Genomic DNA, 18,389 nt, shown 5'->3' with positions numbered 1-18,389 from the left:
CGTTGTGCCTAGTGGTGACGGGGATCACGTCGTCGGGCGGATTGGCGTGCCTCGACGCTGATGGTGCCCATTCTTGTCCCCTACTCGGGGGACCGTGGCATCGTTGGGTGTGCGACTCAGGCGGCGCGCGCCTGCGGCGCGGCGAGGCCGGCGGCGCGCAGGTGCTCGGCCTTGAGCCGGCGGAGGTTCAGCACCAGGCAGCCCGGCGTGTAGGGCGGGCGGAACACCACGGGCGTGCCCTCGTGGCCGTGGGCAGTCAGGATCTCGCCGAGGGCGGCCTCGTGGCGCTCGAGGAGCAGGTGGCCGAAGTAGTGCTCGTTGAAGAGGTAGGCCAGGTCCAGGGCGTAGGCCCAGGTGGGGGTGCCGGCCTCCATGGACGCCTTCGGGCAGTCCCAGTCGCTCGGTGCGCCGGTGATGCGCAGCTGGTTGCGCAGCACCTGGTCGAGGGCCTCGGGGGTGAAGGCCAGGGTGAGCTCGGCGACGTCCTCGACGATGTCGAGGTCCAGGAGGGCGATGCCTGCGGGGGAGCAGGAGTCGAGGTGCCGCTGGATGGCGGTGGCGAGGGGGGAGGTGCGCATCGGATTCTCTTTTCGTCCGTCGAGGGGTACGGATCCTTGGGTCCTCCGAGCGTATCGGGGTGACGTGCCTAGTGGGGACGGATTTCTGTCCCCATATGGTCCCCATCGGACCGGACAAAAGTCTATTGTCAGGGCCTTGTTCCTATGCGGGAAGTGGTTCGGTGTGCACCATTGTCCAGCGGCCGCCCTCGCAGCGTGACGAGGGGCATGCGTCCCACGTGATGACGGACGAGTAGTCATGCCGCCGTCACGTCGTCGCGGTGATCATGACCCTGCGGGCGGTCGCCATGAAAGCTGCTGTCCACCACAGTCTGGTTGCTGCGGCGGCCACTGCCCTGCTGGCCGCCGGTGCCACCCTGACGGGCGTGGTGCCGGCCCATGGCCAGGAGGTCTGCTTCGGCGCGGAGGCCACCATCGCCGGGAGCGCCGGCGACGACGTGCTGATCGGCACCGACGACGCCGACGTCATCATCAGCTACGGCGGTGACGACATCATCTACGCCCGGGCCGGCACCGACGTGGTCTGCGCCGGCGACGGGGCCGACGTCATCTGGGGTGGAACGGACCGTGACCGCCTCGAGGGCCAGGGTGGCAACGACTTCATCCACGGCGAAGCAGGCAACGACGAGCTCTACGGGGGCCAGGGCTTCGGGTGGCTTCGCGGAGGGCCGGGTCACGACGTCCTGTCGGGCGGACCGGACGGGAACTTCCTGGAGGGCGGGTGCGGCGTGGACATCCTCCTGGGGGATGCCGGGGACGACCGCTTGGCCGGTGGTCGCGACGACGACTATCTCGATGGCCGGGGCGGCCGCAACAGCAACGACGGCGGTCCGGGCGCCGACCTCTGCCGTGCACCGGATGCCGGAGGCGGCGGGGTGCGCTGCGAGATGGGGTCGGCAGCGGTGCAGGAGCGTCTCCGGTCGATCGAATAGACGGCATCGCTGCGCGGCGCCGCGGTGCGCGGGGATTCGGGCATGCCCTGCCGACATGAACTCTGCGCTTCCGCCGAAGTGCCGACCGGTGCGTGCTGGTCTGGCCGTGGCGATCGTGACCGGTCTCGGGCTCGAGGCCGGTGACCTGTCCTCAGTGCGCGCCCTCCTTGGCGACCACGGCCTTGACGGTGCGCAGCAGGATCACGAAGTCCTGCACTGGGGACCAGTTCTCCACGTAGTAGAGGTCCAGGCGCACGGCCTGCTCCCAGTCGAGGTCGTCGCGGCCGGAGACCTGCCACAGCCCGGTGATGCCGGGCTTGACCCGCAGCCGGCGGTGGACGTGCTCCCCGGGCCAGACAACCTCCGAGGGCAGCCAGGAATCCTGGCCATCCGCAGGGCGGGAATGCACTCGGTGTTGTGTTGACCAGTGACATCGCTCGCCTGTCGCCGTCGTTGTCACGGCGAATCGCGACGGAAAGCAGCAAGCGCCGGGAGTCCTCGACCCTCCCAGTCAAAAAGTGTGAGATTTCCGTGCGTGGTGCCGACCTCGGCAGTGGCGTTCACGCCGGGCAGCCACCCCGGCTCCCAGACGAAGAACCCCGCTCCGTGTCCGTGCGGAACGTCCCGCAGGATGCGGCGCAAGGACTCGAAAAACGCCGCCTGTCCCGCGGGTGTCGGCGGATGTTCGGAGGCATGCGGCAAAGCCTGGGCGGTCTCGACCACGCTCGGACCGCTGTTGGACAGAGTCCAGGGGTAGGCGGTCTCCGCGATGATGATGTCCTTGCCGTAGCGATCGGCCAGAGTGTGGAGGTTGTGTTCCAGGTCAGTCGAAGAGCCCTGCCAGAACGGGTAGTACGTCAGGCCGATGTAGTCGAACTCGACCTGATGAGCGAGCATTCGATCGAAGAAGTAGGTGGACATCCCCACGTCACCGCCGGTGTCGGTGTGGATCATGACGGCCGGCGGCGCGGAGGGGTTGCCCTGGGCGGCACCGCTGGCCCCGGCCTTCACCAGCCGGGCGAAGTCCGCCCAGTGCTCACCGTCCTGCCGATAGATCTCCCCGACCGGCCACAACATCCCGAGGGTGACCTCGTTGCCGATCTGGACGATGTCGACGGGGGTTCCCTGCGCGGCGAAGGCCGCGATGACGTCCTCGGTGTAGGACTCCACCGACGAAGCCAGCTCGCCCACGTCCTGACCACGCCAGGCAGGTGGTGTCCGCTGGTACGTCCGGTCCGCCCAGGTGTCCGAGTAGTGCAGGTCCAGCAGTAGCTTCATGCCGGCTTTGTGGGCACGCGCCGCCAGGACGAGCGCGGACTCCAGATCGCTGGTGCCGGCGGCAGGGTCCACCCATACACGTAGCCGGACATGGCTGGCGCCGTGCTGCGACAAGATCTGCTCGATGGGCTGGGTCTTCCCGTCCATGCTGACAGACCGGCCGATAGCCTCTTCCTGAAGGGTGAAGGAAATGTCAGCGCCCCGGATTTCGATCGAGGATTCGGAAAAGTCGCGTGACGCCGAGGCGGTGGTGGTCATACCCGTGATCGCTACCATGGTTGCGGCGACGATGGAACGGAGGCGGTACACAGTTGCTCGTCTCAACGCTACGTCCTGACGTTCTCGTCTCAGATGCAGACACTTTCATGTCTTTGCATTGGACTGTAGAAGCGTCAGGTCAGTGCGTGGCGAAGCCACGCACTGTGCAGCCAAGGTCTGGAAGAAGGTCGACATCGCGTGGGCGGTCCCGCCATCTGACCCACTCGGGATTGCCGTTGCAGAATCGCCTCGACGACCAGATCGACTAGTGCGCGCCTTCCTTGGCGACCACGGCCTTGACGGTGCGCAGCAGGATTACGAAGTCCTGCACTGGGGACCAGTTCTCCACGTAGTAGAGGTCCAGGCGCACGGCCTGCTCCCAGTCCAGGTCGTCGCGGCCCGAGACCTGCCACAGTCCGGTGATGCCGGGCTTGACCCGCAGCCGGCGGTGGACGTGCTCCTCGTACTGGGCGACCTCGGAGGGCAGCGGCGGGCGCGGGCCCACCAAGGACATCTCGCCCCGCAGGACGTTGAGGAACTGCGGGAGCTCGTCGAGGCTGTACTTGCGCATCCACTTCCCCGGGGTGGTGACCCGCGGGTCGTCGGCCATGAAGAACAGCACCCCGCCCTTGGCGTCGTTGGCGGCCATCAGCTCGGCCTTGCGCTCCTCGGCGTCGGTGTACATCGAGCGGAACTTCAGCATCTTGAAGCTGGAGCCGTCCAGGCCGGTCCGCTCCTGGGCGAAGAGCACGGGTCCGCCGTCGTGGGCCTTGACGATGGCGGCGAGCACGAGCATCACAGGGGAGAGGACCAACAGCGCCGTGACGGCGCCGGCGAGGTCGACCAGGCGCTTGAGCAGCAGTCGTGACCGGCTCATCCGCGGTGTGGAGACGTGGATCAGCGGCAGACCGGCCAGCTGCTGGGTGTGGATGCGCGGGCCCGCGATGTCGGTGAGCCCGGTGTCGAGGACCAGGCGGATGCGCTCGTCGGCCAGGTACCAGGACAGGTGCCGGAGCTCCTCCGAGCTCAGCGGCGCGGACGCGGCCATCACCAGGGTCTCGATCCGATGGGCGCGGCACGCGGCCACGATCCCCTCCACGGACGGCGCCTCCCCGGCCGGGAGCATGTTCTCGGGCATCGGCACCCGGGCCAGGTGGTGCGGCAGGACGCGCGACGACGACGGGGCGTAGACCGCCACCGGGTCGAAGCCCGCCGCAGGGTGCTGCTGCAGCGACTTGAGCATCTCCACGACCCCCGGCACGCGCCCGACCACCAGGGTCCGGGACATCGCCTCGCCGGTCAGCCGGCGGCGGGTCAGCCCCCGCCGCACCAGGCCGCGCCCGGCCAGCAGCAGGAGCGTGCCCAGCGGCAGGGCGATCACCACGTAGCTGCGGGCCATCGGCACGTTCAGCACGTAGGACAGGATCGCCAGGGCGCCGAAGAGCACCAGCGTGGCCGAGACCACCTGCCGGTTCTCCTCCACGCCGTAGCCGATCAGGCGCACGTCGCGGGCGCCCCGCAGCTCCAGCCAGCCCCACCAGGCCGCACCCAGCAGGGCGCCCACCAGCCAGTACGGCATGGTCAGCTGGCCCAGCCTCAGCGCCTCCTGCTCGAAGCCGAAGCGCAGCAACTGCGTCAGGACCAGTGTGGCGGCCAGGGCGGCCGCATCCATTCGCCGCAGGCTGCTGATGTGGGTGTCCCGCCAGGCGGCAGGCCGCACGGACATGTTCTTCTTGAGCACGTTGGTCACTCCCCCCGAGTGTGATGGGGGCCGGAACACTCCTCCTACGCCCCCCGGCGTGGTTCCGGCCCCCATCGATGACTTTACAAGTGCACATCTATGCAAACAGGCCCTTAACTGGGGACAGTCCTGCTGGCGTGATGTCGCTCCTGCTTTGCTAGCGTAAATGCAGGCGCATGATCCCGGACACCAGGGCTGGTGGGCACGGGACCTGCGCTCCAGGGGGTGTCGGTGTGCCGGCGGAGATCCGGGGGGATCCCGCCGCACCATGGACGGTGCTCCCTGCCGAAGCCGCCGGCCCGGTCACCGGGTGCCGGCGGGGGAGCGAGGCGCCGCCGAGGCGCAGCACAGGGGGAGTTCGCATGTTGAAGCACCAGAGCCGTGCCCAGGGCACGGGTCCGATCGAGATCCCGGTCAGCGGTGTCCGGGTGACGCCCATGGACGCCGAGGAGCTGCACCGCTGGATCTCGGCCACGTGGCAGGAGCGGCGCAAGGCCGCCGTCCTCGCCCACAACCTGCACAGTCTCTACACCTGGGAGGTCAACGCCACGTTCCGCGCCTTCTACGAGAAGGCCGACGTAGTGCTGACCGATGGGTTCCCAGTCCTGAAGCTGGCCAAGTGGCGGTCCGGGCGCGACCTCAGCGCCAAGCGGCACCGCCTCGGCACCCTGGACTGGCTGCCCGGCCTGATGGGACGCACCCCGGTGCGGCGCGTCGCCGTCGTCGGCGCGACCGCCGCGGGCAACGCCCGCACGGTGGACATGCTCCGGCGGGACGCAGCCGGCGGTCAGGTCGAGGGCTGGCCGGGGGAGGGCTGGAACCCCGTGCTCGAGGACCACATCGTCCGGGAGCTCCAGGAGTTCCGCCCGGACTTCGTCATCGTGGGTCTGGGCATGCCGCTGCAGGAGGAGTTCCTCAGCCGGCGCTGGGAGGGGCTGCCCACGGCGATCTACGCGGCCGTCGGCGGCGGGATCGACGAGTACGCGGGCATCCAGAAGCCCCCGCCGCGGTGGCTCGGGCCGATCGGGCTGGAGTGGGCTTACCGCTTGGTCACGCAGCCGCGGCGGCTGGGGCACCGGTACGTCGTCGAGCCCTGGATCCTCGCCTACCTGCTGGCGACCAAAGGCCTCCGGCGCGATGCGGGCGGTCCTGTGGGAGCCTGAACCGAGATCCTCCGGAGGTGCGGGGGATCCGTCCGGGCCTGCCGGGTTCCGTTCGCCGTGCTAGCCTTGTGCGGTTGCCAAGGCGAGGGGACCCCTGCGGTCCCGTGATCGACGACGGCTGGTTGAACGTTCCCGCCCCACCGGCGCGGCGCCCCTCCGGGTGTCCCGCCCAGCGTCCAGAACGCGGGGGAGGGTCTGCGGCCGGTATCGCCTGGCCATTCCGACGACAGACCCGCTACCGAGGAGTTCCCATGGTTGACACCATCCGCATCCCCGCCACCACGCGCACCGACTTCGGCAAGGGCTACGCCCGCCGCATCCGCAACAACGACCAGATCCCCGCGGTGGTCTACGGCCACGGCGCCGAGCCCAAGCACGTGATCATCCCCGGTCACGAGACCATGCTGGCCGTGCGCCACTCCAACGCCGTGCTCGAGCTCCAGCTCGACGGCGGCACCGAGCTGGTCATGGTCAAGGACATCCAGCGCCACGCCACGCGCCCCGAGATCCTGCACGTCGACCTGCTGGCCGTGCGCCGCGGCGAGAAGGTCGAGGTCGAGATCCCCGTCCACGTCATCGGCGAGGTCGAGCCCAACGCCGTGCACAACGTCGAGGAGAACACCCTCACGGTCGAGGCCGACGCCCTGAACGTGCCCGAGGACGTCGTCATCAACCTCGACGGCCACGGCGTGGGCGACCACGTCTACGCCGCCGACGTGCGCCTGCCCGAGGGCGTGACCATGGTCTCCGACCCGGAGCTGCTGGTCATCAACGTCTCCGAGCCCCAGGCCCAGGACCTCGGCGAGGACTCCGCCGGTGGCGAGAACGAGACCCCCGAGGGCGACGTCGTCCCCGAGAACGAGGCCTGAGCCTCACCGCTCGACTGATCCTCCGGAGTGCGGGGCGGCTTCCGGGCCGTCCCGCACTTCGCATGACCGCGCTTCGCATGACCGCACTCTTCTCACCGTCGATGGAGGCACCGATGTCCGACGCATGGCTGGTCGTGGGGCTGGGCAACCCCGGCCCCGAGTACGCCCGGACCCGGCACAACGTGGGACAGATGGTCCTCGACGAGCTCGCCTCCCGCCTCGGCGGGAGCTTCAAGGTGCACAAGGCCCGCGCCCAGGTCCTCGAGTCCCGGCTGCGCCCGGGCGGCCCGCGGGTGGTGCTGGCCAAGCCCATGACCTACATGAATCTTTCCGGCGGTCCCGTGGCCGGGCTCGCCAAGTTCTACGGCATCCCCGCCGAACGGGTCGTCGCCGTGCACGACGAGATCGACATCCCCTTCGCGGCCCTGAAGCTCAAGATCGGCGGGGGAGAGGGCGGGCACAACGGCCTGCGGGACATGTCCAAGGCCCTGTCCACCAAGGACTACTACCGGGTGCGCGTGGGCGTGGGCCGGCCGCTGGGTCGCATGGACGCCGCCTCCTACGTGCTCAAGCCGTTCTCTTCCACCGAGGGCAAGGAGCTGCCCTTCCTGCTCGACGACGCCGCCGACGCGGTCGAGCAGCTCGTCGAGAACGGCCTGCTCGAGGCGCAGCAGCGGTTCCACTCCCGGTGATGCTCGTCCGGGCACTGTGGGCGCGGGAGGTCGCCTCGCCCTGGCCCGTGCGGATCGCGGGCGCGGTCATGGTGGTCAACGCCCTGCTCCTCATCGCCCACGTGCTGCACCGCAGCGCTGCCGCGCTGAACCCGGACGGCAGCCGGTTCCCCGTCTTCCGCTCGGGCGCACTCTGGAACGGCGGGATCGACGGCTCGCTCATGGAGTTCTTCGGGCTCCTGCAGCTGGGAGCCGCCGCGGTGCTCCTCCTGCGTGCGGGCGTGCACGAGCCGGCGCATCGCGTGCTGGCGGCGTGGGGCGGCGTCCTCCTGCTCCTAATCGCCGACGACCTCGGCCGCCTCCACGAGCGGGTGGGTGCGCGCCTCGCCCTGGGCCGGCTGGTGCCCTCCCTGGGAGCGACCGCCGCCCAGGAGCTCGGCGGCCTGGTCTTCTGGGCGCTGTCCGGACTCCTCCTGGTGGGCGGGCTGATCCGGCTGCACCGTGCGAGCGCACCTGCGGCCCGCGCCGAGTCCTGGGCGCTGCTGGCCACCGTGGTGCCGTTCGTGCTCGTGGCCGTCGGCTATGTCCTGGTCCGGACCCTCGACCCCGGGCTGTTCGACGGACCCTGGGGCGAGGTCGCGGCGCTGCTCCGGATCACGGTGAAGCTGTTGACCATGACGATGCTGCTCGTCCAGGCCCTCCGGATCGCCACGTCCCATCCATGGCTCCACAATCCGGATGCCGCGATCTGGCGTCGGAATCTGCGGCCATAACCATTTGGCGCGCTCAGTCTGGAAAGGCAGGGTTCGCGTTCCTGATGAGGTCGAGAGCCTGTTCGGGGAACCAAGCGCCCGCCGGTGGATGGCCGATACCCCAAGCGGGATCCGTAGCCCCTGCTCCCAGGCCTCGATGGCACTCGCCGTCGGACTCGCCGGGTATCTTGATCCACAGGAACGCGTCGGCAAGTTCGTTGCCCGTGTCCGCTGTAGGAGTCCGGCCCAGACCACGCCCGGGAGGGTTGCACCATTCCTGTGGATCCGGATAGCTCTGCTCTGGTGTCCAGGCCCCCCGGCCGTTGCGGCTGGTGTCGATAACGAAGTGCGCGAGGGCTCCGGGCCTTGACGGGCTGTTGCTGGCGTCGTCGACATGCTCGGCATACCAGGCGTCTGTTCGCTCCCAAGTGGAGATGTCCCCTGCGGTGGCTGGGTAGTACTGACTTCCGCAACCGGTGAAGTTGCCCGGGTAGGTAGTGGTGCCGTAGTAGATGCACTTTGACACCCAAGTGCCGTACTTGAGTTGACTTTCGGTGAGTTCGTAATTGGAGACATTGAGCGCGAAGCCGTCGGCTTGTTGCACACCGGCCTTCACGAGCCTTTCCGCGGCATCTCCGACGGCGAGCCAGCTGCTGTGCGTGCCGTCGAGGTATACCCGGGTGCGGGGCAGAGCCTTGAGAGTGTCAACGGCGTAGCGAAGCATCTCGAACCGTTCCTCGGCTGCCGTGGCGCGGTTGGCCCCCGGGGGTCGACATGAGTCCAAGTCGCCGTTGGCGGTGGTGTACCACGGGATGAGGCCCAGGCTGTCCGGCTCCAGGATCACTACAGCATCCCGGTCCTGGACCCCCTCGGCGATCCCGTCAATCCACAATTTGTACTCCGCCACGCTTGAGGAGCCTCCCGAAGAGAACTGCGAGCAGTCCCGGAACGGCAGATGGTACGCCACGAGCACCGGCGGCAGGCTCGTGTTCTTCGCACGCTCGGTCACCCGGTGTACCTGTTGCCGAACTTCCTCTGGGGTCCCGGAGGTCAACCACTCTGATTGCGGGGTCGAAGCCAGTGCCTGTAGGGCCGCTGCGGACTCATGGTCGCCGGAGGCCTCCAGCTCGGTCGCCTGCTTCAGCGCCTCCTGAGCATGACTCGGCTGGTCATCGGTGAAACCCATGCCGTCCAGCATGCCTGCCTCCGCTGGGAGGACAGCGAGACAGACCACAACCATGAGAGCTGTGGCAACGGTGGTCCGTGGCCTCGAACGGGTGATGGACGGTCGTCCGAACATGAGCTACCTCTAAGCAGTGACTGGGCGTGGGGCCGCTTCGAGCAGACCGTGGCCGGCAACCGATCAAAGGTCCTCGTCACAGTGTGGATTTGCGCACTGCCGGTGAGCAATGGACAAAGGTCTGGACATGAGGCCAGTACGACGGGTAAAAATTCGCAGGTTTCGGGTGTGGCCCGGCGAAGCCGCCGCCGCATGATGGACGCCATGTCCGATCTCGAAGACGAGTGTGTGCTTCACACGCCGATGCCGTCCGGAGATGCTGATGGCGCTCTGTGAAAGTCCCCAGGGTTGCTCGCTGATTGTCCCCACCCGGTGGTGGTGGTCACTGTAGCGGTCGTGGGGTGCCGGTGGTGGTGCGGCGTAGCGTGTCGGCGCGGGCGTGGTGGGCGCGCAGCCGGTAGGAGTCGCCGTCGAGGTTGGGGACCACGGAGCGGTGCAGGAGCCGGTCGAGCAGGGCCGCGGCGACGGTGGTGTCGCCCAGGACCTCGCCCCAGGAGCCGACCCCGCGGTTGGTGGTGAGGATGATCGAGGTCTTCAGGTAACGCTGGGAGACGACCTGGAACAAGGCCGAGGCGGCCTCGGCGGGCAACGGAAGGTAGCCGAGCTCGTCGATGACCAGCAGGGTGAACCTGGCGTAGAAGCGCATGGTGGTGGCCCAGCGGCCCTCGATCGCGGCCTTGTGGCAACGCGCGGCCAGGTCGGCGGCAGTGGTGAAGTAGATGCGGTAGCCGGCCTCGGCGGCCTTGCGCGCCAACCCGACGGCCAGTGGGTCTTCCCGACGCCGGGCGGGCCGATCAGCAGCACGTTGGTCGCGGTCTCGAGGTACCGGCAGGACGCCAGCTCGTGCACCAGCCCCGGATCCAGTCCCGGGGCGGCCTCGAGGTCGAAGCCCTCCAGGGTCGTCGGGGAGGGCAGCGAAGCGAACCGCAGCCGCCCGGCCAACCGCCGGGCCTCGGTGGCCTCGACTTCCAAGCCCAGCAGTCTCTCCAGGGGGGACTGTAAGAAGATAAGAAGAACGGTGTGTGAGGGTCCGGCCTGATCCGAAAAGAGACGGCCGTGACCGACTTCACGACTGACAGGACAGAGGAGATGATCGATCCTGTGACGGGAGAGATCATTGATCCGAAGGAACTCGCCGAACGGCTGCTCGCCCAGGCCAAGGAGCAAGGTGTGAGCTTGGTCGGGCCCGGAGGGCTGCTGAACCAGCTCACGAAGAACGTCCTCGAGACCGCCCTGGAAGCCGAACTGACCGAGCACCTCGGGCACGACCACGGGCAGACCCCGATCGCGGCCAATATGCGCAACGGGACCCGGGTAAAGACCGTGCTGACCGAGATCGGTCCGGTCGAGATCGAGGTGCCCTTCGGACCGGGACGGCTCCTTCGAGTCGGTGATCGTGCCCAAGCGCAAGCGGCGCCTGGACGGCATCGACCAGATCGTGCTCTCGCTGTCGGCCCGCGGGCTGACCACCGGTGAGATCGCGGCGCACTTCGAGGAGGTCTACGGCGCGAAGGTCGCCAAGGACACCATCAGCCGGATCACTTCAGAAGGTCGCCGGCGAGCTAGCCGAGTGCTCCTCCCGCCCCCTGGACCCGATCTACCCCATGCTCTTCGTCGACGCGGTCGTGGTCAAGGTCCCCGACGGGCAGGTGCGCAACACCGAAGTTCTACGTCGTCATGGGCGTCACCGTGCACGGGGAACGCGACATCCTCGGAATCTGGGCCGGTGACGGGGCTGAGGGCGCCCGGTTCTGGCTGCAGGTCTTCTCGGAACTCAAGAACCGGGGCGTCGAGGACGTGTTTATCGCCGTCTGCGACGGGCTCAAAGGCCTGCCGGGGACGGTCACGACGACCTGAGACCGCGCGGTCGTTCAGCAGTGCATCGTGCACCTGATCCGCAACTTCTTCCATTACGCCGGTCGACAGCACCGCGACGGGATCCTCAAGGCGCTCAAGCCGGTCTACACGGCCCCGTCCGAGGCTGCGGCGAAGGACCGGTTCGCCGAGTTCGCGGCGCAGTGGGGCCAGCGGTATCCAGCGATGGGACTGTACGTTTTTCGGCTCTGTCGCACTTTCGGTGATTGGGTGGGCGTCCGTCAGCCGAGGAGGATGCGGTGGCGGAGCAGGGTGAAGCCGGCTCGGCCGTACATCTGTCGTTTGAGCATTTTCGTGCGCGTGTTCACGCCCTCGGTTCTGCCGTTGTGGTGGGGTGTGGTGAGCGCGGCGATGACGGCGTCATGGTCCTGTTCGAGTCCACGGGCGAAGGAGTGCACGTGCGCCAGGTCGGCAGACTGGGCGGCGCGGATCCAGGTCTGGAGTCTGGCCGGGTTGGTCTGTTCGGGCTTCAAGAGGCCGGCGAAATCCCGGATCAGGCAGCGCAGAGCGGTCATCTGCGGGCATGAGGCGGCGAGCCGGTCACAACGCTCGCTCTGCCGATCGGTCAGGTAATCCGGCCGGGTCAGCAGGAGTCGGGCCGCACGGCGAGGCGACAGGTGCGCCTGGTCCTCATCGGCCCGGCCCTGGTTCAGGTAGCGATGCAGCAGGTTCGCACTGCCGGGATAGCCGAGCTCGCGAATCTCATCCAGTAGCTGCGTGACCGGGATTCCGGGTTCTTCGGCTCGCCGCTGCCGTAGATGATCGCGATAGGGATCCACGAGCGTGGGCCGGTACTGCGGGACACGCCGAAGGCGATCGGGCTCGCTGGCCCGGGCGTAGCGCTTGACCGTGTTCAGGCTCAGGTTCAACCGCCGGCCGCAGTCCAGCAGTCCGACGTCCTGGTCGAGCAACTCGTGCACCTGCCGCCAGCGTTGGGCAGTCGTGTGGGCTCGGGGGCCGTCCTGCAGACCAGTTGCTCCCACCCAGCAGGTGGAGTGGGCGGCGACCTCCTTGGTGGCGGCTTCGGCCAGACCGTGCCACAGGTGCCACCGGTCGGTAACCTGGATCGCTGTCGGCAGCGTGTCCCGGACGGCCCGGGCGTACGCGGCCGAGCCGTCCCGGCACACGGTTTGTACTCCTGGATGAGTGCGAAGCCACTCGGTGAGGGGCTCGGCGCCCCGCCCGGCCAGCACGTCGATCCTGTGGCCGGTGTCGGCATTGATCAGCACGGTGGCGTAGTTCCGGCTGCGGCGCAGCGCGAAGTCGTCGATCCCCAGCACCGCCGGCACGGCGCGTTCGGGCAGCGCGATGCCCAGCAGGGTCCGCAGGGCGGTGTCCCGCCCGGCGGCGATCCCCAGGGCGGGCAGCAACCGGGCCGATGCCCTGCCGGCGAGCTCGCGCACGACGGCTCGGAGTAGTTCTCTCAGCCGGACAGTGCGGCGTTCGTAGCGTTCCAGCAACCCCGGGACCTGCTCCCGGAAGGTTTGCCGCGCGCAGCCAGATGACCGGCACCGCATCCGGCGTACCCTCACCCGCAGTAGTACGCGCCGCCCAGCGACCGGCAGGTCTGCAGGCATCCGCTCATGAAAGGCGTGGACCCTGCGGGTCGGCGTCCCGCACGCCGGGCACTGCACCGCCCCGCCGCGCGTCGACGCGCGAACCACGATCACCTCGCCAGCGTCCTCGATTTCCTCGATCACCAACGCCGACAGCCCCGAGAACACCATTTCGATCAGCGCTTTCGCATCAACCATGCCCCATCATGAGAAGCCCGCAAGCATGAACCAACCGTCGAGGAGCCGCACCACCACCGAATGTGCGACAGAGCCGATAACTAGACAGACCCGAACCAGGCAGCCACCAGGTCGTGTCGGGCCATCTCCGAGCCCTGGTCCCAGGTCAAGGTCCGCCGCGCCGGCTGCGGGAGGTGCTCCACCAGCGCCTCCAGGGCATCGGTCAGCGCTTGTGCGGCGTGGCCGTGCGGCAAGTGCACCAGGCGGACGTAGCGGCTGGTGCGGTCCACCAGCGTCCCGATCGCCGAGCGTCCCTTCGCCCCCACAATGAGGTCGCCCTCCCAATCGCCGATCCGCACGCGTTCTTCGACCACGGCCGGACGCTGAACGATCAGCAACCCGGGGGCGATGAAGCGTGGGGTCCGCTGGTCCGGGCGCCGGCGGCGCCGACGCATCGACCGACCGGTGCGTAACCGGGCGGTCAGCCGCCGGTGCAGCCCGCGACGGGTGCCGTGGTAGAGCGCCTGATAGATCGTCTCGTGGCACACGTGCCACGCCGAGCGGTCCAGGTACGCCGACCGTAGCCACACGGCGATCTGCTGCGGAGACCAGTCCAGCTCGAGCTTGCCCTGCACCACATGGCGCAATTGCTCATCTTGGGTCAGCACCCCGGGCCGGTGCCGTCGAGCGGCCGTCCGCGCCCGAGCATGGGCCAACACCGGGTCATAGCCCCCGCGGTCGTGCGCGGCGGTGTTGCGCCGCAGCTCCCGGGAGACCGTCGAAGGCGCCCGCCCCAGCCGGGTGGCGATCGCCCTCATCGACAGACCCTGCCGGCGCAGCACCTCGATCCGCTCTCGCTCCAGCAACGACAGATACCGTTCCGATTGCTGCGCCTCGGCGCTCCTGGCCGGAGCCAGTCCGCCGAGCTCGGCCCGCCACCGGTACCCGGTCTTGCGCCCGATGCCGACCATCCGGCAGGCCTCGACCGTGCCCACCCCGGACAGGATCAACGCCTAGTACTCGTCTTCCGGGACCAGCCGCCTCTTGCGTCCTCTGATGCCCATTTCCATCCCCTTCATCTACAGGGATGTTGCGACGACCGCTAGAACCCACCTTGAATCCGCCCGACGACAGGGGCGGGTCTGCCCCGGGTTTCCTTGACTCCTGACATGTGAGGATCCGTCCCCACGGTAAGGATGAACCCGTGCCCAAGCCCTACCCCGAGGAGTTCCGTCGCGACGTGGTGGCGGTGGCCCGCAAGCACGAGGCCCCGCTGTCCCAGATCGCCCGCGACTTCGGCATCTGAAGAAGCCACCCTCCACAACTGGCTGCGCAAGGCCGACGTCGACGACGGCGTCCGGCCCGGGGTCACCACCGCCGAGTCGGAGGAGTTGCGGACGCTGAAGCGGCGCAACCGGCTGCTCGAGCAGGAGAACGAGATCCTGCGCCGGGCCGCGGCGTTCAACGCCTAACGAGCTGCCCCCAAAATGAGGTTTCCGCTGGTCCTCGACCTGGCCGCCGACGGGATTCCCGTCGCGGTGACCTGCCGGATACTGGGCTTCTCCAAACAGGCCTTCTACCAATGGAAGGCCAACCCCGTCACCGATCGCGACTGGGACGACGCGCACTTGATCGACGCCGCCGTCGACATCCACGCCGACGACCCGGGCTTTGGCTACCGCTTCATCGCCGATGAGCTGCCCGAGCACGGCATCCATGCTGGGGAGAACCGCGTGCAGCGGCTGTGCTCGGCCCAGCGGCTCTTCAACGTCCACTCCAAGAAGCGGGGCCTGCATCGCCGGTCTGGCCCACCGGTGCACGACGACCTGGTGGAGCGGGACTTCACCGCAACCGCCCCGAACCAGCTGTGGCTCACGGATCTGACGGAGCACCGCACCGATGAGGGCAAGCTCTACCTCTGCGCGATCAAGGACGTCTACTCCAACCGGATCGTCGGCTACTCCATCGACTCGAGGATGAAGGCGTCCCTGGCGGTCACGGCCCTGCGCAATGCGGTGGCCCGCCGCGGCACGGTGGCCGGTTGCGTGGTCCACAGCGACCGCGGTAGCCAATTTCGAGCGCGGAAGTTCGTGCACGAACTCGCCCACCACGACCTCGTGGGGTCGATGGGCAGGGTCGGGGCGTGCGCGGACAACGCCGCCATGGAGTCCTTTTTCGCCCTGCTGCAGAAGAACGTCCTGGATCGGCAGCGCTGGTCCAGCCGGGAGGAGCTGCGGCTGGCTATCGTGACCTGGATCGAGAAGTCCTATCACCGCCGGCGCCGGCAACGCCGTCTGGGTCGCCCCACCCCAGTCGAGTTTGAGACCATCAATCACGGCCTCAAAGCAGCCTGAAAGCTATCAACCCCGAGAGTCAACGGAAGTCGGGGCAGTCCCGGGTCAGATTTCAGCCGACGTTGATAATCCCCTACATATCAGGTGTGGAGTGGGTCGCCCATGCGTCCGCCGTGCCCGCGACTGTCCGGCTGGACACTCGCGGCACGCATCCAGGGCATCGCAGGCCAGGCGCACGATGTGGAAGGGTCCATGACCGCCACGGCACCGGGCAGTTCCTCGGCTGTGACGGTCTTGCAGCGAAGTGAAGCCGTACATCGCGACGACCTCGACCGCCTGACGCCAGGGGTCGGCGCGTTCGGTGAGCCCTTGTCTGCAGGCCTGCTCGGAGCGGCCCTCGACCATGTCCAGCAGCCGGGCCGGCCCCGTGCCTTCACAGATCGGAATGACGTCGATGAGCACGCACTTGCCCTCGGCCAGGACCGCATCATTGGCTGTGTTGCACGACACCCCCAGACCACCGGCGACCCGCGCGACGGTGAGGTGCTGGCACACGATGCCCTCCAACGCCCACCGCAGACTGCGGCGCAGAAGCTTCGTCCGGGGCTCGGCCGCCTTGGACGCGTCCGGGCGCCACACATGCCCGCAGCTGGTGTACCGGGGACGGCGGAACGTGATCAGCAGTGTCGTGGGACGCCTTCCCACGGGTTCGTGCGCCAGCCGCCGCACCACCGTGTCTCTCGGGAGTCCCTGGCACCCGCAGCGGCGGCACCACTGTTCCGCCTCCACCACCCGGAGGGCCAGGACCGAACGATCAGACTCGAGGCGCTGCCCTACGACGTCGAGATCGAGCTCGTCCAGGCGGACCAACGTGGTCAGGTCAGGGCAGGCGAAGGCAGCATCGGGCACGCCGAGGTTCTCCGGATGGATGGATGCAGGAATCCCCATCAGCGCTGGGCCTCGACCTCTACCCGGCCCACGACGCGCCGTCGTCCGCTCCACCCCGACTGCGCCGAGCCCAACATGTCGATTCATCGACTCCTCGCGAGATCAGCCCGGTCATCGGTAGTTGTTCCGATCGCCTACGGCGCCATCGCCTGCCCGTGACCTGCGCCACAAGCTCCGTCAGGTCGCGTTCTCAGCCCAGTAGCGTCGCAACACTGCGTCACGGTACACCCGCGTCAAACTTGAATGTGTAGGCCCTTGCAGTGAAAGCCCGTCACTCGTGTCCCCTCAAGCGGCTACAACTCTCGTCTGCATTGAAGACGCAAAACAGGAGCACACCATCGAGGCCACATGCTCGTAAGAGCAAACTTATGGATTTGCATAAGGAGGCTTCTTTATTACCTCCAGGGACCAAGTAGCGGAACTTCGGGTGGTCCTGACACTCTGTGCTGACTGGGTCGCCCGATCCAGACAGAGCAACTGAACCGTCGGGGGACGGGACAGCGACGGTTCTCAGATCCTTCCTGCTCTGTCTGCACATGTCGCCACGGCAACGGGCCATTCCGGCCACCATGTACGTCACAGCAGACGATGCTGGCATTCCTACTGCCCAGCTCGTCTACAAGGGGGAGCGAATGTTTGCCGTCCTGATTTCTGGCCTGGTCGTTTTTATCGCCTTGGCACTGTTCGCTGTTGCCTCGTCCACGCTGTACTTGAACACGTACGCCTGGTGGGATCCGAAGACTCAAGAACGCACTTTCTACGGCGGTCTGTTGCAGCAGGAACGGTTTTCCTTCTCGTTAATCATGCCGTGCAGGCACGAGGAGGAACCAGTCATGCGAGCGACCCTCGCCGCCTTGCTCAGCCAGAGCCACGGACAGCTCGAAGTCATCATCTCCGTAGGCCACGACGACCCGGACACCGTGACCATCGCTCAGCGACTCGCCGCGGAGCAACCTGACCGCGTGCGCGTCAGCGTGGACGAGAGCACCGTCAAGAACAAACCACGGCAGCTCAATACCGCCCTCGCCATGTGCCGCAACGACATCGTGGGCGTCTTCGATGCCGAGTCCATCGCGGCGCCGGACCTGCTGCGCAACATCGACAGCTGCTTCGTGGGTCGCAACGCGGATGTCGTCCAGGGAGCGGTCCAGCTGATCAACTACAAGGACACCTGGTACTCGTTGCGCAATTGCATGGAGTACTTCACATGGTTCCGATCCCGCTTGCACGCGCATGCCGACAGGGGTTTCATCCCTCTCGGGGGCAACACCGTCTTCATCAAACGCGATCTGCTCCTTGAGGTCGACGGCTGGGACGCCGGATGCCTGGCGGAGGACTGCGATCTGGGGGTGCGACTGTCCACCCTCGGCCGCGAAATAGTCGTAGCCTATTCGCCCCACCTGGTCACGCGAGAAGAGACACCGGATTCCATCAAGAACCTCGTCAGACAACGTACGCGCTGGTCGCTCGGTTTCATGCAGGTGCTGGCGAAGGGCGACTGGAAGCAACTGCCGACCCGTCGTCGCCGAGCACTGGCGTGGTGGACCTTGATGCAGCAGCACTTCATGGCCTTCGCCGGAGCCGTCATTCCCATCGCCATCGTCGCCGCGGTGTGGGGCGACTTCCCGCTGGCTATCACGCTCGTCGCCTTCCTACCTTTGATCCCCACCGTCGCAACCATTGCGCTCGACGTCTGCATGCTCCACGAGTTCGGCCGTGACCACAATTTCCACGTCAGCATCTATGACTACTTTCGCTTGATCGTGAGCACACCCTTCTATCAGCTGGTTCTGGCGTTCGCGGCAGTGCGCGCGCTGGTCAAATTCCAGACCGGTGACTTCCGCTGGGAAAAGACTTCCCACTCCGGCGCACACTTGAGCTACGTCCAGCAGTCCGGACAGCTGGCCCAGGCATGAACACGACTCTGTTGCCAACTAGCACTCCTTCCGCATCTCCGCTTCGGACACCCACCCAACGAGGCCGCGCCGTCTGGATAA

General features: G+C 67.6%; 12 protein-coding genes and 5 pseudogenes. 8 read left to right on the top strand and 9 right to left on the bottom strand.

Going from position 1 to position 18,389, the window contains the following annotated elements:
* Positions 1 to 116: 116 nt before the first annotated feature.
* On the bottom strand, positions 117 to 578 hold the full coding sequence (locus RCG67_RS15775; protein WP_368827628.1) for a hypothetical protein: 462 nt from the start codon (positions 576 to 578) through the stop codon (positions 117 to 119).
* Between the two features lie 266 nt (positions 579 to 844).
* Here RCG67_RS15775 and RCG67_RS15770 point away from each other — a divergent pair, with 266 nt between their 5' ends.
* The gene (locus RCG67_RS15770; protein ID WP_368827674.1) at positions 845 to 1,510 is read left to right on the top strand and encodes a calcium-binding protein; all 666 of its coding nucleotides are present in this window, start codon (positions 845 to 847) and stop codon (positions 1,508 to 1,510) included.
* Between the two features lie 151 nt (positions 1,511 to 1,661).
* Here RCG67_RS15770 and RCG67_RS15765 read toward each other — a convergent pair.
* From RCG67_RS15765 to RCG67_RS15755, 3 genes and pseudogenes are all read right to left on the bottom strand, one after another.
* Positions 1,662 to 1,883 (bottom strand): annotated as a pseudogene (locus RCG67_RS15765) (sugar transferase); the annotation flags it as partial.
* A gap of 83 nt (positions 1,884 to 1,966) precedes the next feature.
* Positions 1,967 to 3,046 (bottom strand): glycoside hydrolase family 53 protein, encoded by a 1,080-nt coding sequence (locus tag RCG67_RS15760; protein ID WP_368827626.1) that lies wholly within the window; start codon positions 3,044 to 3,046, stop codon positions 1,967 to 1,969.
* A 265-nt stretch (positions 3,047 to 3,311) separates the two neighbouring features.
* Entirely contained in the window at positions 3,312 to 4,796 is a 1,485-nt protein-coding gene (locus tag RCG67_RS15755; RefSeq protein ID WP_368827623.1) for a sugar transferase, read from the bottom strand.
* A gap of 353 nt (positions 4,797 to 5,149) precedes the next feature.
* Between RCG67_RS15755 and RCG67_RS15750 the strand changes: the two genes are divergently transcribed.
* The 4 genes from RCG67_RS15750 (at position 5,150) to RCG67_RS15735 (ending at position 8,263) form a co-directional block, all read left to right on the top strand.
* On the top strand, positions 5,150 to 5,950 hold the full coding sequence (locus RCG67_RS15750; protein ID WP_368827621.1) for a WecB/TagA/CpsF family glycosyltransferase: 801 nt from the start codon (positions 5,150 to 5,152) through the stop codon (positions 5,948 to 5,950).
* Between the two features lie 251 nt (positions 5,951 to 6,201).
* The gene (locus RCG67_RS15745; protein WP_368827619.1) at positions 6,202 to 6,819 is read left to right on the top strand and encodes a 50S ribosomal protein L25/general stress protein Ctc; all 618 of its coding nucleotides are present in this window, start codon (positions 6,202 to 6,204) and stop codon (positions 6,817 to 6,819) included.
* Between the two features lie 113 nt (positions 6,820 to 6,932).
* Complete coding sequence (gene pth / locus RCG67_RS15740) at positions 6,933 to 7,511, top strand: aminoacyl-tRNA hydrolase (protein ID WP_368827617.1); 579 nt, start codon at positions 6,933 to 6,935, stop codon at positions 7,509 to 7,511.
* Entirely contained in the window at positions 7,511 to 8,263 is a 753-nt protein-coding gene (locus tag RCG67_RS15735) for a hypothetical protein (RefSeq protein ID WP_368827616.1), read from the top strand. The genes pth and RCG67_RS15735 overlap by 1 nt, the downstream gene beginning before the upstream one ends.
* 13 nt (positions 8,264 to 8,276) lie before the next feature.
* On the opposite strand, the gene RCG67_RS15730 is transcribed toward RCG67_RS15735, so the two are convergent.
* Together RCG67_RS15730 and istB are read right to left on the bottom strand one after the other, a co-directional pair.
* Complete coding sequence (locus RCG67_RS15730; protein ID WP_368827615.1) at positions 8,277 to 9,440, bottom strand: glycoside hydrolase family 6 protein; 1,164 nt, start codon at positions 9,438 to 9,440, stop codon at positions 8,277 to 8,279.
* 424 nt (positions 9,441 to 9,864) lie between these two features.
* Positions 9,865 to 10,484, bottom strand: a pseudogene (gene istB / locus RCG67_RS15725) (IS21-like element helper ATPase IstB).
* A 147-nt stretch (positions 10,485 to 10,631) separates the two neighbouring features.
* Here istB and RCG67_RS17650 point away from each other — a divergent pair.
* Positions 10,632 to 11,585, top strand: a pseudogene (locus RCG67_RS17650) (IS256 family transposase); the annotation flags it as partial.
* A 53-nt stretch (positions 11,586 to 11,638) separates the two neighbouring features.
* On the opposite strand, the gene RCG67_RS15705 reads toward RCG67_RS17650, so the two are convergent.
* Both RCG67_RS15705 and RCG67_RS15700 read right to left on the bottom strand, forming a co-directional pair.
* Positions 11,639 to 13,171, bottom strand: a complete 1,533-nt coding sequence (locus RCG67_RS15705; protein ID WP_368827614.1) for an ISL3 family transposase — start codon at positions 13,169 to 13,171, stop codon at positions 11,639 to 11,641.
* Positions 13,172 to 13,263: 92 nt separating this feature from the next.
* Positions 13,264 to 14,160, bottom strand: a pseudogene (locus RCG67_RS15700) (IS30 family transposase); the annotation flags it as partial.
* 194 nt (positions 14,161 to 14,354) lie between these two features.
* Between RCG67_RS15700 and RCG67_RS15695 the strand changes: the two are divergent.
* Positions 14,355 to 15,504 (top strand): annotated as a pseudogene (locus RCG67_RS15695) (IS3 family transposase).
* Between the two features lie 45 nt (positions 15,505 to 15,549).
* Here the strand turns inward: RCG67_RS15695 and RCG67_RS15690 are convergent.
* Positions 15,550 to 16,392 (bottom strand): transposase, encoded by an 843-nt coding sequence (locus RCG67_RS15690; RefSeq protein WP_368827610.1) that lies wholly within the window; start codon positions 16,390 to 16,392, stop codon positions 15,550 to 15,552.
* Positions 16,393 to 17,024: 632 nt separating this feature from the next.
* On the opposite strand from RCG67_RS15690, the gene RCG67_RS15685 reads away from it, so the two are divergent.
* On the top strand, positions 17,025 to 18,308 hold the full coding sequence (locus RCG67_RS15685; protein ID WP_368827608.1) for a glycosyltransferase family 2 protein: 1,284 nt from the start codon (positions 17,025 to 17,027) through the stop codon (positions 18,306 to 18,308).
* The last annotated feature ends 81 nt before the right edge of the window (positions 18,309 to 18,389 follow it).

Source organism: Kocuria cellulosilytica, from assembly GCF_040981245.1.
In the GTDB taxonomy this organism is placed as follows: domain Bacteria; phylum Actinomycetota; class Actinomycetes; order Actinomycetales; family Micrococcaceae; genus Kocuria; species Kocuria cellulosilytica.
Note: the sequence above shows the minus strand (reverse complement) of the source record. Positions and strands in the feature narration are given on the sequence as shown.

Bases quoted from the DNA above. Each gene is read 5' to 3' on its own strand.
- RCG67_RS15775 (WP_368827628.1), bottom strand. From the start codon at position 578: ATGCGCACCTCCCCCCTCGCCACCGCCATCCAGCGGCACCTCGACTCC.
- RCG67_RS15770 (WP_368827674.1), top strand. From the start codon at position 845: ATGACCCTGCGGGCGGTCGCCATGAAAGCTGCTGTCCACCACAGTCTG.
- RCG67_RS15760 (WP_368827626.1), bottom strand. From the start codon at position 3,046: ATGACCACCACCGCCTCGGCGTCACGCGACTTTTCCGAATCCTCGATC.
- RCG67_RS15750 (WP_368827621.1), top strand. From the start codon at position 5,150: ATGTTGAAGCACCAGAGCCGTGCCCAGGGCACGGGTCCGATCGAGATC.
- RCG67_RS15745 (WP_368827619.1), top strand. From the start codon at position 6,202: ATGGTTGACACCATCCGCATCCCCGCCACCACGCGCACCGACTTCGGC.
- pth (WP_368827617.1), top strand. From the start codon at position 6,933: ATGTCCGACGCATGGCTGGTCGTGGGGCTGGGCAACCCCGGCCCCGAG.
- RCG67_RS15735 (WP_368827616.1), top strand. From the start codon at position 7,511: ATGCTCGTCCGGGCACTGTGGGCGCGGGAGGTCGCCTCGCCCTGGCCC.
- RCG67_RS15730 (WP_368827615.1), bottom strand. From the start codon at position 9,440: ATGCTGGACGGCATGGGTTTCACCGATGACCAGCCGAGTCATGCTCAG.
- RCG67_RS15705 (WP_368827614.1), bottom strand. From the start codon at position 13,171: ATGGTTGATGCGAAAGCGCTGATCGAAATGGTGTTCTCGGGGCTGTCG.
- RCG67_RS15690 (WP_368827610.1), bottom strand. From the start codon at position 16,392: ATGGGGATTCCTGCATCCATCCATCCGGAGAACCTCGGCGTGCCCGAT.
- RCG67_RS15685 (WP_368827608.1), top strand. From the start codon at position 17,025: ATGTTTGCCGTCCTGATTTCTGGCCTGGTCGTTTTTATCGCCTTGGCA.